Source organism: Paenibacillus artemisiicola, from assembly GCF_017652985.1.
GTDB classification, from domain to species: Bacteria; Bacillota; Bacilli; order Paenibacillales; family Paenibacillaceae; genus Paenibacillus_Z; species Paenibacillus_Z artemisiicola.
Window position 1 is genome coordinate 34,526 of record NZ_JAGGDJ010000043.1, and the last position, 15,034, is coordinate 49,559.

Below are 15,034 nucleotides of genomic sequence, written 5' to 3' on the forward strand. Positions count from 1 at the left end.
CCGAACCCGATGCGATCATAAACCCGGTTGCGACGAAGGAGATGCCGACAGATGTTCAAGTTTTGGAAAAAAGACCGAATCAGCACCTTGCTGTCCGATACGTTCATCGGCGAAGGAACCATAGTCGAAGGCGCCATCCGCTCGGCCGGCAGCGTCCGGCTGGAGGGGCAGCTGCGAGGGGATTTGTTCTGCGAAGGAGACGCGGCGCTCGGCGAGACCGCCTTCGCGATCTCCAACATTACGGCCCGCAGCCTGCACCTGGCGGGACAGGTGACCGGGAACGTGCGGGTCAGCGGCAAGCTGACGATCACGGCGACCGGCAAACTGGTCGGCGACATGGATGCGGCCACGCTCGAGATCGAGGAAGGCGGCGTCTTCCAGGGCAAGAGCGCCATGGACATGGGCGAGCCCGTCGTCAGCCCCGTCGAACGCCGGGGCGGCCGCGACCGGCGCGTGGCGGCCGATCCGAACTGGAACGGCGAGGAGCGCCGCAGCGGATACGACCGGCGGAACCGGGAGGACCGGGCCGGCATGCCGCGGAAGTTCAGCTTCCGCGCGCCGGAGCGCGCCGTCGCGCCGGAGAATGCGGCGCCGGCGGAAGCGGGGCCCGAAGCCGCGGCAAGCGGCGCGGCCGAAGCCGCCGACCCGCTGCGCGAGAGCGGGCGGGCGTTCATGCAGAGCATGAACGGCGGCGGCGCGCGGGCGATGGCGCGCGCGGCGGGCGTCAGCGAGGCGGAGCGCGCCGCGCTGGGCGTGCCGGGACAAGCCGCGGCTGGTAAGCGCGGCGGCGGCGCAGTCGGCGACGGGGGCGCGAGGGCTTTTGATGCGGCGCGCGGAGCAGGCGGATGCGCCGCCGCTTGGGGCGTCTTAGGCCATGCCCCGGTCAGCGGCGCGGACGCTGCGGCGGAGGCGACGTTCGGCCCCGCCACGGGCGGCCGTTCGGCGGGTGGCGTCAGCATCGACGAGCTGCTGATCGACGAGCTGGGCGGCGAATCCGCCGAGGCGACCTTCGTGGCGGGCAGAGCGTTCGCGCATGCGGATGAGCCGCGGCGCGACTTGGCGGAGCGGGCCGACATGGAAGACGGGATGATGGGAGCAGAGGTTGCCGCAGGCGTAGAGGCGATAGGCGCCGATTCGGAGGAAGCCGTGGCGGCGGCGAGCGTGACTGTAGCGGCGGGCGTGGCTATGGCGGCGGGTTCCGACTCGGAGGCGGAGGAAGCCACGGAGGCGGCTTCCGTGTCTGACGCAGCGGAAGCCTCGGCGCCAGCTATCGACGCTGCGACATTGGGAATGACGGCTGTCGCATGCGCCGACAGCAAAGCTATGAGCGCGAGAGTGATTTTAAGCGGGTTGGCAGCAGAAGTCGATGACGCCGAAGATGCCCGCCTCCTAGCGGAGACGCAAATTACCGCGTTGGGCGAAGCTGCAGTTCGCCGCGGAGGAGAGGCAACCGAGAATATCCACACAGCTCTGCAAGTCGCGGCAACGGAAGAGAATATCGAACACGACATTTCATCACGCGATGCGGGAGTTGGCGGGACAACCGAAGATGCCGGTACCGTTGTCCGCATCGCAGCGACGAGCAGGGCGAACATCGTTGAAACGGCCGAGGCACCGGACTGGCCGGTTTTCGAGCCGCGTCGGCCTGCTCGCCGCGCCGCCGTGCCGGCTGCCGCCCCCGCCGTCGGAAACACCGCAAGCCGAAGGGACGAGGAGGCGGCGGCACTGCTGCGCAACTGGTAACCGTAACGGAGGCAACGCGCCTCCCCCAGCTCGATCACCGTAACCTAAATTAGGCTGTCCCTTCGTCATTTTCATGACGGAGGGACAGCCTTTATTGTTGAAACAAGCCGAGTCGCCGAAAGAACCGTACCTCGTACCGCTCTTGCCCCTCATCTTAGCGAATACGCCGAAAGAACGGTACGCGGTACCGTTCTTGAACCATCTAGCCGCCATTTTGCCGAAAGAACGATATCCAGTACCGTTCTTACCCCTCAATTAGGCAATTTCGCTGAAGAACGGTATCCAGTACCGCTCTTGCTCCTCAAAACGGCGAATACGCCAAAAGAACGTTACGTGGTACCGTTCTTGAACCGTTTAGCCGCCATTTTGCCGAAAGAACGGTATCCAGTACCGCTCTTGCTCCTCAAAACGGCGAATACGCCAAAAGAACGGTACGTGGTACCGTTCTTGAACCGTTTAGCTGCCATTTTGCCGGAAGAACGGTATCCAATACCGTTCTTCCCCCGCAATTAGGCAATTTCGCTGAAGAACGGTATCCCGTACCGCTCTTGCGCCGCAAACCGGCGAGCACGCCGAAAGAACGGCACCCCGTACCGTTCTTTCCGCACACGATGGCCGCGGGCCGCCCCCGATCAAGTAAGATTGATCGCCTTGATCGCGTCCAGCGGAACCTTCGGCTGGCGGTCCTCGGTCAGCAGGCCGTTGACCTCCTGCTGCACGTCGGTGACCTGCGTGTAGCAGTAGCCGCAGATGTTGGGCGTCGCCTTGATCGCCTTCGTGATGCTTTCGAACCGGGCGAGGAAAGCCGCTTCGTCGCTCACCTGGTTGCCGTAGCCCCAGCCGCGCTCGTCCTTGAAGGCAATGCCGCCGAACTCGCTCAGGATGATCGGCTGCCCCCGGTATTCGTAGCCCTGCGCCAGGGCAAACCGGCCGGTGTTGAAGGCCTTCCCGTTGTCCGTGATCGCCTGCATGTCCGCGTAGCGCGCCAGGAACCGGTCGCCGCTTTCCTCGTAATCGTGCAGCGTGAGAATATCCGATACCGTGTGCTCCCACCCGTCGTTCACGATGACCGGCCGATGCGGGTCGAACGCTTTGGTCAGGTGGTAGATCGCCTCCGTGAACTGCTGCTGCCGCTTGTCGGCGAACACGTTGCCGATCCCCCACGACTCGTTGAACGGCACCCACGTCACGATGCTGGGATGGTTGTACTGCTGGCGCACGATCTCCATCCATTCGCGCGTGAACCGCTCGACGGCCTCGTCGTTGAACTCGTACGTCGCCGGGGCCTCCGACCAGACGAGCACGCCCTTCACGTCGCACCAATAGAGGAACCGCGCGTCCTCGATCTTCTGATGCTTCCGCACGCCGTTGTAGCCCATCGCGAGAATCGCGTCGATGTCCGCGATGATGGCTTCCTCCGACGGCGGAGTGAGATGGCTGTCCGTCCAGTAGCCCTGGTCCAGGATAAGCCGCTGATACAGCTGATCATAGTTGAGCAGCATCTGGCCGTTTACGATGGAGATTTTGCGCAGGCCGAAATACGACGCTACGCGGTCGACGACGCGGTCGCCCTCGCGAAGCTCGAAGTCCACCTCGTACAGCTTCGGGTTCCCGGGACGCCAGTGCTCCACGCGCCATTCCCGCTTCTCGCTGACCAGATCCACCGTCGCCGAGAACGCCGCCCGGTCGACGAGCTGCGCCGTCTCCTTGATCAGCTCGCCGTCCATGCGGATGGACGTCGTCAGCCGCAGCGGCGCCGCGCCGCCCGCGCCCTTCACCCGATAGTCGAAGCGGACCGCGTTCGCGTCGACGTCCGGCGTTATTTTCACCGACTCGACATGGCTCGGATGGACGTACTCCAGCCAAACCGTCTGCCAAATGCCCGTCGTCTGCACGTACCAGCACCCGAAGTTCGCGCCCCGCCAGCGCTGCTTGCCCCGCGGCTGCGTGCCGCTCTCGCTGTCCTCCGCTTTCACGATCAGCACGTTCTCGCCGTCCGGCCGGAGATGCGGCGTCACGTCGAACGAGAACGCGGCGTAGCCGCCCTCGTGGCTGCCGACGTACGCGCCGTTCACCCACACCTTCGCCACGTAGTCCACGCCTTGAAAATGCAGGAGGATCCGGTTCCCCCGCTGCGCCTCCGGCACGTCGAAGGTCCGGCGGTACCAAACGCGGGCATGCGCGGTCTCGTCGCCGATGCCGCTCGCCTTCGTCTCGTACGCGAACGGAACGTTAATTCGGCGGTCGCCGTTAAACGCGCGGAACCAGCCTTGCGCCTCGCCTTCGTCTCCGTCGTCGAAACGGAAATCCCACGTTCCGTTCAAGTTTTGCCAGTCCTTGCGGACGAATTGCGGCCGCGGATAATCCGGGCGGTAACTGCTGAGCGTCATCGCGATTCACCTTGCTTTCTGGTTGTTCAACGAGCTGCATGAGCCGCTGTAGGAGAATGGAGGATTGCCGACATAACAAAACAAAACACAACGCATTATCTTTCATTAAGAAACGGGATCGATCCGAAACCCGTCGAATCGGGCGGCGCCGCCCGTGGCCTTGAGCCCCGCCCGGCCGTGCAGGAGCGCTTGGCCGCCGTTATCGTCATAGACGATGACCGGCTTCGCCGCGCCGCCCGCGTACACGGACAGGACGGTACCGGACGCGGTCACCTTCAGCCGCACCGGATCGCCGGGCTTCGCCGCGGGCAGCGCCGCGTCGGCCAGCGGCACGGTATCGTAGTTATGCCGCGCCAGATGAACGCCGGCGCCGTCGACATAGACATAGTAGCCGCGCAGGAAGTCGTCGCGGTTTTGGTTCAGCTCCATGCCGTTGGCCGGATCGGTGACGCGGGCGAGCAGGCCCGCCGTCCCGCCGTCCGCCGGCACGGTCACGTCCGCCTGGACCGAATAATCGGTCCAGCCGTCGTCGCCGGTCAGGATTTTGCCGCTCTCGGCCGACGACACGCGAAGCTGTCCGTCCTTCACGGACCAGACGCCTTCGAAGCGCGTCCAGCCCGGAATGTTCTTGACGTCGAAATCGTCCCGCTTCGCCACGACCTGCGCGTACGGCGACACGTCGAACCAATCGGCGTCGAGCTTTCCCTGCTCGACCTCGAGCGTCCAGCGGTGGTAGCCGGCCTTCAGCTCCGCGCCATGCACGGATACCGTCCGCCACGCCGAAGGCCCCGGCGCCGGCTTCAATTCCAGGTCCCCGCCGACGGGCTTGCCGTCCTCCGTCAGGCGGAAGCGCGCCCCGTCCGGACCGGCGGCGGCGCGGAAGTCGATGCTGTACGCGCCGTCCTTGGCCACGCGGACGCGGTAGGTCAGCGGCTTGGCCGCGTCGAGCTTCGCCGCCGCGAGCCCGCCGCCGCCGTCGTCGCGCAGCCCGTACGTCCGCGCGAGACCGGCTTCGTCCGCATGCGCGTCGACGCGGCCGGGCAGCGGCGCGTACGCCTGGCCGGCGCCGCTGCCGCCCACCGAGCCGCTAAAGGCGACGTAGCCGAAGCGCGCCTGCGCGCCGTCGACCGCGTAGCCGATCCGCCCGGCGCCGAGCGCCTCGCCGTCTTCATCGGACGGCAGCGTCAGCGTCAGGAGATGCATGCCGGCCGCGTACAGCGCCAGCGCGTTGCCGTTCTTCTCCAGCCGGATCGCCTGCAGCTGGCCCATGTCCAGATTCGCCGGCGCGCTCGCATACGCCGGCGGCTCGGACCGGCCGTCGCGGACGACCCGTACCTCGAACCGGCGCTCGGCCTCGTGCCACAGCGCAAGTCCGTAATTGCGGTCGTCCTTGTACGAGAAGACGACGCCCGCCTCGCCCGTCGCCCCGGACAGCTGCCGAACGTGGAATTCCGCCGTGTAGTCCGCGCCCGTCTCCTTGCCGGCCAGCAGCAGGGACAGCCCGTCCTTGCCCGCGGCGTCCGCCGCCAAGCCCTCGCCCGTCTTCACGGACCAATCGGCCGCTGCTCCCTTGCGCTTCCAAGCGCCGCCGAGCCGATCCCGCTCGAACCGGTCGGCGAACGCGGGCAGCCCCGGCGCCGGCTGCGGCTCCGACGTCGGGCCGGCCGCGCGAAGCAGCCCGCCGTCCCAGACGAGCCGGTCGAGGTTCAGATGCCGCAGCGGCCCGACGACGCCGTGTCCCTCCAGGTTATGGTACACGATGTAGGACGTGTCCAGATCGGGTCCCGTCACGATGGAGTTGTGGCCGAGTCCGACCGTCGCGCCTTCCGTGCGCAGCAGCACGGGATTGTTCGGCTGCCCCGCGAAGCCCCGCAGCGGCGAATCGCTGACGGCGGCATCGACGCGGTAGCCCGCGCTGAACACGTGATTGCCCGTATACGTCATGTAATACTTGCCGTCATGCTTGAACACGGTCGGCCCTTCGGTCCAGCCGCCCATATACGCGCCCGTCTGCGACTCTTCCGGCGCGACGGTCAGCGGGTCCGTCATCGGCGCGCCTTGAATGCCCGCCGGTCCCGCGTAATAGAAATACCACTGCCCGTCGTCGTCCACGAACGTCGTGCCGTCGATCGTCCGGCCGAAATTGCCGGTCGCGACCTTGAACGGCCCCGTCGGCTTGTCGGCGACGAGCACGTAATGCCCTTGGCCCGCCGGCGACGTGTACATGTAGAACTTGCCGTTCCAATACCGGACCTCCGGCGCGTAAGCGCCCGTCGTGACCGGGTCCTCCGCGCACAGCCCCTCGTACGTCCAGTCGACGAGATCGGCCGAACGCCACACCTTGACGCCGGCGTCCGTATCCCGCGTGCTCACGTACAGATAGTAATAGCCGTCGTAAGCGAAGACGAACGGATCGCCGAGGCCGTAGTCGCCCCATTCGTCGGCCAGCTTGACCGGATTGGAATAGGTGCGCTCCGGCGGCTTCGGCGCGTCGTTCCCGTTCAAGGCGCACCCGCTTCCCGCGATGCAGAGCGCGGCGGCAAGCAGTCCGGTCCGTTTGAGCTTGGACATGGCGATGCCCCTCCGTTCGGCGAGTTTGAGCTTGCTTTCTCTTGCTTTCTATTGAAGGTAAAATCTAAAGGTAAATTCCGCGAACGTACAAGCCGCGAACGCACAAACTATTGCACGAAACTATTGAACGTACGATTTATCGTATGCGCAATCTATGAACCTACCATCTATGAACGCGCAATCTATGAACGTGCGATCGATTGAACCTGCACTTTATGAACCTGCACTTTGTAAACTTGTACTTTACGAACCCGCAAATTACGAACCAGCAATCAAACCGCTTGCCGGCTCCGGCCTTCCAATCACCGGCCCTGCACGATGCGGCGAATGTTTTCGAGCGGGATCTTCGGCTGGCGGTCGTACGTGAGCAGCCCGTTGATCTCCTGCTCCACGTCGGTCAGCTGCGTATAGCAGAAGCCCTGCAGCAGCGGCGCCGCGTTGACGGGATCGACGACGTTGGCGAGCCGCTCCTCGTAATCCGCTTCGTCCTTCGCGCCGGAATAGCCCCAGCCTTCCCAGTCGCCCTTCTGGAACGAGATGCCGCCGAACTCCGTCAGCAGCAGCGGCTGTCCTTCGTACGGATAGCCCGGCACGAGGATCCACCGGTTGCCCGGGCGCGCGGAGAGCGCCTTCTCGACGGACGAGTAACGGTCCGCCAGCACCTCGCGGCGCCATTCGTAGTCGTGGATCGTGACGAGGTCCGTCTTCACGAGCTCCCAGCCGTCGTTGGAGATGACCGGGCGCGTCGGGTCGAGCGACTTCGTCATATGGTACATCGCCAGCGCGTGCTGCTGCTGCTGCTCGTCGACCAGGATGTTCGTGACGCCCCAGCTCTCGTTGATCGGCACCCAGGCGACGATGCACGGATGGTTGTAGTCGCGCTCGACGGCGTCCAGCCATTCGCGGGTCACGCGGCCGACGTACTTCTCGGAGAAATGATACGCGTTCGCCATCTCGCCCCAGACGAGCAGGCCGAGACGGTCCGCCCAGTACAGGTAGCGCGGATCTTCGATCTTCTGGTGCTTGCGGGCGCCGTTGAAGCCCATCTCCTTCGTCAGCTCGACGTCGCGCTTCAGCGCTTCGTCGCTCGGCGCGGTCAGGAGGCCCGTCGGAAAATAGCCTTGGTCGAGCACCAGCCGCATGACGTACGGACGGTTATTCAGGAGGACGACGCCGTCCTCCACGGAAATTTTACGCATGCCGAAGTAGCTGTCGACGCGGTCGGCTTCCCGGCCGTCGACGAGCAGCGTGAGGCGCAGGTCGTACAGATTCGGCTTCTCCGGGCTCCACCAGCGGCCGAGGCCGTGATCGTTGAAGTCGTGGACGCCGATGACGCGCGTCTCCGTCTCCCGCGTCACGCGGAACGTATCCTCCGAGACGAGCTCGCCGGCGAAGGTCACCGTCGCGCGCAGGGACACGTCCGCGCCCGGCGCGAAGCCGCCGATGAACGCCTGCAGCTTCACTTGATTGCGATCGATGTCCGGCGTCAGGCGGACCCGCTCGAGATGCGTCGGCGCGACCGGCTCCAGCCAGACCGTCTGCCAGATGCCCGTCGTGCGGGTGTAGAAGATGCCCGCGGACTTCTCTTCCCAGAACTGCTTGCCGCGGGGCAGCGTAACGTCCTTGCTGTAGTCGACCGCCTTGACGGCGACGACGTTCTCCCCGTCCCGCAGCGCGTCCGTAATGTCCGCGCGGAACGGCGTGTGGCCGCCTTCGTGCGTGGCGACGAGCTGCCCGTTCACCCAGACCCGGCACTCGTAATCGACGGCGCCGAAATGCAGCAGGATGCGGTGCCCCGCGTAATCGGCGGGCAGGACGAACGAACGGCGGTACCAGACGGTGTCATGGAACGCCGCGTCGCCGATGCCGCTCAGCTCGCTCTGATAACAGAACGGCACGGCGATGGTCCGGTCGAAGGCCGCCGCTTCGCGGCGCTGCCAGCCCTCGCGCTCCCCGATGCTCGCGTCGTCGAAGGCGAATTCCCAGTCGCCGTTCAGGTTCAGCCACCGGTCGCGCACGAATTGCGGGCGCGGATATTCCGGTCTTGCGATTGCGTTATCTTCTTCAGTAGCTACTGCGCTAGGTTGTTGAAGCATGTTCTCTCCCACTCCTTTTAGATTGCTGTCTCTCTTTTTTCGTGATGATCCAGATGCCGAACGAGGCGACGGCGAGCAGAACGGCCGCCATCCAGAGCCCGTCCAGCGTGCTGAGCAGCAGGTTGTCCTGCTGGTTGCCCTTGAGGGAGAACAGCAGCAAATTGCTCATGACGAGGCACCACAGCACGTTGCGCCCCATCGCGTCGAACGCGGCGAACGGCGCGGGCGTCCGCTCCATCAGCCGGGCGAGCAGGTAATAGCCGTACAGCGGCAGCGCCGCCCCGAGAATCCACCAGACCGACGGCGGGAACCGTTCCGGGAGCGCGCCGTCCGCCAGCCATTTCCACAGGAAGGCGCCCGTCGCGAGCGCCGCACCCGCGAGCACGCGCCAATCCCGGACGATGCGATGCCTCGCGAACAGCATGCCGACGAGATAATACGGGAAATATTGCAGGACCGGGAACGACGCGAAGTCGCGCGTGCCGATCAGCGGCCCGAGCTTCATGACATGAACGGACCCGTAGGGCAGATACGTCGTCAAGAGCAGCAGCGCGGCCGCGGCGAAGCCCGTCCATCTGCGCGCCGTCAGCGCCTTCAAGGGCACGAACAGCGCGAGACCGAGCACCATCAGATACGTGAACGACCATAGAAATTCCGACCAGCCCGGCATGTCGTTCAAGAGCAGGACCGGCTTGACGTTCGCCCACGAGAGGACGCGGCCGTCGATGAACAGCCGGTACGCGAGGCCCGAGACGTAGAAGGCGCCGAGCGTCTTCGCCGCCGCGCTCAGCATCCGCGGCGCGGCTTCGCGGAACGTCTTCCGGTAGTAAGCCAGCTGCGAGACGTACCCGAAGCTGAACACGAAGCCGGAGAACGTGATCAGATTGATGAAATCGATGACGGTTTGGCCGTTCGGATAAATCCGCTGGTCGCTGAAGAACTGCAGCGTATGGCCGTACACCATGCCCAGCACGAGCAAGCCTTTGAAGAGGTCGATCGCGCTCTCCCGCTTGCGCGGCCCGCCGCCGCTCATCCTTTAATGCCGGACAGGCTGACGCCTTTGACGATCTGGCGTTCGAAGATCAGGAACAGCAGCATGATCGGCAGCGACGCGATCGTATTGACGACCATCGGCTTTACGTAGTCCTCCGAATATTGGCTCATCAGCGTCGGGATGCCCATCGGGAGCGTGAACAGGTTGTCGTCGGTAATCGACAGGAACGGCCAGAGGAAATTGTTCCACGAGCCGATGAAAGTCAGGATCGCCATGGACGCCAGCGCCGGCCGGGTGAGCGGCAGCATGATGCTGACGAAGATGCGCCACGTGCCGCCGCCGTCGATCTGGACGCTCTCGAGCAGATCGTTCGGCACGCCGTCGAAGAAACTCTTGAGCACGATGACCGCGAACGGCGAAGCCAGCGCCGGAATAATGAGACCGGCGTAAGAGTTCAGCAGATTCATGTCCTTCGCCACCTGGTAGAGCGGGATGATGATTGCTTCGCCCGGCACGAGCAGCCCCGCCAGCGTGAAGAAGAAGACGAAGGAACGATAGCGGAACGGCAGCTTGGCGAGCACGAAACCCGCCATGGACGCGATGACGACCGTCAGCAGCGTCACGCATACGGCGACGAAGAAGCTGTTCAGCACCCAGTTCGACAGCTTCGTGCCCGAGAGCACTTGGTCGTACACCGCGAACGAATACGGCGGCGTGAACCAGTCCACGACGGACACGATCTTCATGCCTTCTTCCTTGATGGACACGACGAGCATCCAGACGACCGGCGCCACGAAGACGAGCGCGACGAGCAGGGACAAGATGCGGTAGACGTTTTTCATCACGCTTGCGCTCCTTTCCGGTTGTTCATCCAGTATTGGAAGGCGGAGAGCACGAGGAGAATCGCGAACAGCATGTACGACATCGTCGCCGCATAGCCGAGATCGTTTTTCTTGAAGCCCGTTTCGTAGATCAATTGAATGATCGGACGCGTCTTGTCGAGCGGGCCGCCTCCGGTAATGATGTAGATTTGCAGAAACACCTTGAAGGACGCAATGATTTGCAGCATCGTGATCGTCTTCGTGATCGGGCTGAGATACGGGAACGTGATGCGGAAGAAAATCTGTCTATCGTTCGCGCCGTCCAAGCGGGCGGCCTCGTAGATTTCGTCGGGAATGTCCTGCATGGCCGACAAGTACAGGATGAAGTTGAAGCCGACGGTCCACCACAGCGTGATGAGCGCGATGGCGATCCAGGATAGATTCGTTTCGGTCAGCCAGAAGATCTCCGTGTTCTCCGGAAGCAGATGAATCAGGTGGAGCACCGAGTTCACGAGCCCCGTGTAGGGCTGAAACACGAACAAGCCCAGGAACGAAGCGACCGCGACGGACAGCACGCTGGGCAGGAAGAATACGCTGCGATAGAAGCGCTGCAGCCGGGACTTGCGGTTCGCGATGAGCGCGAGCACGATCGCGAGGATGATCATCGTCGGCGTCGTCAGCACGACGAAGATGAAGGAATGCCAGATGGCCGCCCACATGTCGTGGTCGTGCAGCATGCGGTTGTAATTGTCGCCGCCGACGTATTTCATTTTGCGAATCAGCGTCCATTTGTAAAACGTCATGTTCACGCCCTTGATCATCGGCCAGATCGTGAACAGAATATAGATGACCAGGAACGGCAGCAGAAACAGAAGCGCCTGCACGTCGGCCCTCAGCTTGCTCATTCTCACTTGCGCCTCACCCTCTCCGTTTCGCCGTCAAGCCTGCGGCCGGGACGGCCGCAAGCTTGGGGGAAACTCGCGATATGAATCGGTCTATTCGTCAAGCACCTTCTGGACGGCCTCTTGGAGCTTCGCCATGGCGTCCGTCGGGCTCAGCTTGTTCGCCCACACTTCGTTCAGGATCTTGAACGAGGCGTTGTCGCGAATCTGCCAGTTCTTGGTGGACGGCTTGCTGAATTTGACCGTGCCGGCTACCGACGCGTAGTCGCTGCGGTACGGCATCGCTTTATAGTCCGCGTTCTCGAGCACCGAAGGCTTGGACGGGATATGGCCCGCTTTCGCCCAGATCTGGCCGTTGGACGCGATCCAGTCCGCGAAGATCATCGCGGCTTTGCGCTTCGCCGGATCCTCGGACTTCGTGACGGGCAGGATGATCGTGTGGGAATCGCCCCACGTCGCTTCCTGGTCGAATATTTTCGGAATCGGCATCGCGCCGAACTCAAGGCCCTTCGTCGACTCCCACGTGCCGGTCGCCCAAACGCCGGTCATCATGATCGCCGCCGTGCCGCTTTGGAAGTTCTTATAGAAGTCCGGGTCGTTCTTCTTGATGTAGCCGCCCGTGTACAGCTTCTGGATGTAGTCGGCTGCCTTCGCGCCTTTGTCGGCGTCGACGGCGGCGGATTTCAGATCGTCGGAGACGAGGTCGTTGCCGCCTTGCTGGGAGTAGAGCGCCCACCAGAAACGGTACGGGTCGTCGTTGGAGTTGGAGAGCGCGAACGGCGTTACCTTGGCCGGCAGCTTCTCCTTCAGCGTCTGCAGGAATTTCATGAAGCCGTCCGCCGATTGCTCCAGCACCGGCTTGCCGTCTTCGCCGAGCAGGCCCGCGTCCTTCAGCAGCTTCTTGTTGTAGTACATGATGAATGGATGCGTGTCGATCGGGGCGGCGTAGTGCTTGCCGTCGACGATCGTCGCGTTCAGCAGGTTCTGGTTATAGGTCGACCAATCGACGCCCGCGTCCGCGGCGACGTCGTCAAGCTCCGTCACGACGCCTTGGTCGATCAGGTCCGGCAGGCGGGACGTATGGGAAATCCCGATGTCCGGGCCGTTGCCGTTGCCGACGGCCGTGATCAGCTTCGTATAATATTCGCCCCAGACGAGCTTCGTGTTCTTGACTTGGATGTCCGGGTGCGTCTTGTTGAATTCGTCGACGAGCGCCTGCATGTTCGCGCCGTCGCCGCCGTCGAACAGCGTCCAGAAGTTCAGGTTCACCTTCTCGCCGCCGCCCGCGCCCGCGTTGCCGGCATTCGAGCCCGCGTTCTCCGCCGGCGCCGCGTTGCCGCCGTCAGCGCTTCCATTATTGCCGCCGTTATTTGCCGCGTTGTTGCCGCCGCAAGCGCTCAGGAGAAGAGACAGCGAGAGGAGCGACGTCATTGCCATTGCATACCTTTTTTTCATGGTTGGCCTCCCTAGTTCGAATCGAATCATGCCAATCAGAAACAAAATACGTTTTTTGATTTATTACATATATCTTGTCTCTATGCCCCTATATTAGCGGCATTAATTCATAATGTCAACGGTTTCATTCAATAATTTTGTAATTAACAAAACAAAAATAAGCCTTTAATAACAGGATTCCTGTAATTATAGGCTTATTGTCCGCGTTTTGATCGAATATTACTCCATCACGTAATTCACTTTCATCACGATATCCTGCTCGTAATCGCCGAACCGCCTGCCGAACAGATTCACGCCGCCCTTGTGCAAGGCGTCTTCCTTCACGCCGATCCGCAGCCTCACGCTCGGCCGCCGCTTCAGGTTCAAATCCGCGATCGTGATTCCGGACACTTCCTTCATGTCCAGCGTCGTCCGTTCCTCGCCCACGATCCACGTCTTCAAGAGCCCGTACTGCGTCGCGCCGTCCAGCCACCACGCCGGATTGAGCTTGCCGCGCCGGTCCCCGAAGTCGCCCGGGCTCGTCCAGCTGCCGGCCTCCAGGCCGTTGACCCAGAGCGTAATGTCGGAGGGCCAATTATGATCGTAGTTCGGCGCTTCCGAGCAGAGCTCCATGGAGAATTCCAGCGACTTGACCCGCGCGCCCGACGGCAGATCGAGCGGCAGCTGGTACTCGACGTAGCCCTTCCGGAACCAGATGAGCTGCGCGTCGATGTGCTTCGGATGATAGAATTGGACCGGCTCGTCCTCTTCCAGCAGGAACTGCTCCGCGCCCGCGATCCCGCAGGTCGGGTACACCTCGCAGTCGCTGTAATGGCCGATCGGCAGCTCGATCCGGTACTCCAGCGTCTCGCCCTTCGGCAGCGGCTTCGGCGTATTGAATTTGATGTGAATGTCGTCGTAGTTGCGGCTGCACACCTTCATCGCGCCGCGCGTCGCCGGCAGCAGCTCGGTGTTGATGAGCCCCGCGGCCTCGAGAATCTTGACGTTGTTCGCGACGGTCGAGACCGGCAGCCGCAGCGCTTCGGCGATCTCGACGACGTTCATTTTCTTCGTGCTCAGCAGCTGCAGCAGGTCGACCCTCGAGCGGGTCGATAACGCGTGCGCGATGCCGACCAGCTTGTCCGGTTCGTCGAAATTCAGTTCCAGCACGGAGACACCCCGCTTCCCGAAAGGATTAGATACATGCATTTTACACGAAATAGCGTTTTCAATCAATTAAATTGTAATAAAACGAAATTTTTGAATGATTCCGGCAATCGGAAGGCCTTGGTGGTGGGGCGAGTCCTAGCGCGGGGGGCCGCGTGCAGCGCCTAGCGCGAGTTCCGCGTGCAAGGCCTGCGGCGGCACTCCCGCTGTCGGCGCGGTTGCGCCGCTGGCGATGCGGGGCGGGACGCCTGCGGCGAGGGCGCGGCGCGGCACTCCCCCAGTCGGCGCGGTTGCGCCGCTGGCGATGCGGGGCGGGACGCCTGCGGCGAGGCACGGCGCGGCACTCCCCCAGTCGGCGAGGTTACGCCGCTGGCGATATGCGGGGCTGGACGCCTGCGGCGAGGGCGCGGGGCGACACTTCCGCAGTCGGCGCGGCGCGCAGCGGTCGTAGCGCGGCGCGGCGGCGGTACTCGCGCAGTCGGCGCGAAGCTTCGGCAGAGCACAACTAAAGCCGGGCTTTTCGCCCGGCTTGCGCGTGACCGATAGGGTTTATTTCGGGGCGCTCAGCCCCTCGATGAGCGCCGCCATCTGCTGCGGCGACGGCAGCCGGCGCGGCAGTTCGTCGAACCGCGCCTCCTCGTCCCAGCGCACGAAGTCGGCGACGAGCGGGGCCGCCTCCGGCGGCAGCGCCAGTCCCGCCGCGTACTCGCGCGCCGTGCGGTGCGGCGGCTTCGCGCCGCACCGCTTGTACAGCTCGCGCCATACGGCGTCCGCGAGCTGAAGGAACTGGCTGCGGGCCGCGGTGTGCCGGCCCGCCTTCAGGGCGCTGCCGTACCGGCGCAGCGCCGCGCCGAACGCGAAGCGTTCGCGCCGGCGGCGCGCCGCCAAGGCGAGCCCGGCCGCGCCGGTCAGCGCG

10 protein-coding genes are annotated in these 15,034 nt (G+C 63.7%); 1 reads left to right on the top strand and 9 read right to left on the bottom strand.

Annotated elements, in window-relative coordinates; translation table 11 throughout:
• The first annotated feature begins 51 nt into the window (after positions 1-51).
• The gene (locus tag I8J29_RS27585) at positions 52-1,743 is read left to right on the top strand and encodes a bactofilin family protein (RefSeq protein ID WP_208850571.1); all 1,692 of its coding nucleotides are present in this window, start codon (positions 52-54) and stop codon (positions 1,741-1,743) included.
• Between the two features lie 632 nt (positions 1,744-2,375).
• Here I8J29_RS27585 and I8J29_RS27590 read toward each other — a convergent pair.
• From I8J29_RS27590 to I8J29_RS27630, 9 genes are all read right to left on the bottom strand, one after another.
• Positions 2,376-4,133, bottom strand: coding sequence for a glycoside hydrolase family 2 protein (locus I8J29_RS27590; protein WP_208850572.1), 1,758 nt, complete (start codon positions 4,131-4,133; stop codon positions 2,376-2,378).
• A 105-nt stretch (positions 4,134-4,238) separates the two neighbouring features.
• Entirely contained in the window at positions 4,239-6,704 is a 2,466-nt protein-coding gene (locus I8J29_RS27595) for a family 43 glycosylhydrolase (RefSeq protein WP_208850573.1), read from the bottom strand.
• 302 nt (positions 6,705-7,006) lie between these two features.
• Entirely contained in the window at positions 7,007-8,800 is a 1,794-nt protein-coding gene (locus I8J29_RS27600; RefSeq protein ID WP_208850574.1) for a glycoside hydrolase family 2 protein, read from the bottom strand.
• Positions 8,784-9,833, bottom strand: coding sequence for an acyltransferase family protein (locus tag I8J29_RS27605; RefSeq protein ID WP_208850575.1), 1,050 nt, complete (start codon positions 9,831-9,833; stop codon positions 8,784-8,786). The genes I8J29_RS27600 and I8J29_RS27605 overlap by 17 nt, the downstream gene beginning before the upstream one ends.
• Positions 9,830-10,636, bottom strand: coding sequence for a carbohydrate ABC transporter permease (locus I8J29_RS27610; RefSeq protein ID WP_208850576.1), 807 nt, complete (start codon positions 10,634-10,636; stop codon positions 9,830-9,832). Before I8J29_RS27610 ends, I8J29_RS27605 begins: the two co-directional genes overlap by 4 nt.
• Positions 10,636-11,520 carry a carbohydrate ABC transporter permease gene (locus I8J29_RS27615; RefSeq protein WP_208850577.1) on the bottom strand — a complete coding sequence of 295 codons (885 nt, stop codon included), beginning with the start codon at positions 11,518-11,520 and terminating at the stop codon, positions 10,636-10,638. The genes I8J29_RS27610 and I8J29_RS27615 overlap by 1 nt, the downstream gene beginning before the upstream one ends.
• A 90-nt stretch (positions 11,521-11,610) precedes the next feature.
• Complete coding sequence (locus I8J29_RS27620; RefSeq protein ID WP_208850578.1) at positions 11,611-12,972, bottom strand: ABC transporter substrate-binding protein; 1,362 nt, start codon at positions 12,970-12,972, stop codon at positions 11,611-11,613.
• A gap of 219 nt (positions 12,973-13,191) precedes the next feature.
• Positions 13,192-14,121 (bottom strand): ArsR/SmtB family transcription factor, encoded by a 930-nt coding sequence (locus tag I8J29_RS27625; protein ID WP_208850579.1) that lies wholly within the window; start codon positions 14,119-14,121, stop codon positions 13,192-13,194.
• Between the two features lie 546 nt (positions 14,122-14,667).
• Positions 14,668-15,034: DUF4129 domain-containing protein (locus tag I8J29_RS27630; protein WP_208850580.1), on the bottom strand; the 367-nt coding region annotated here is incomplete at its 5' end.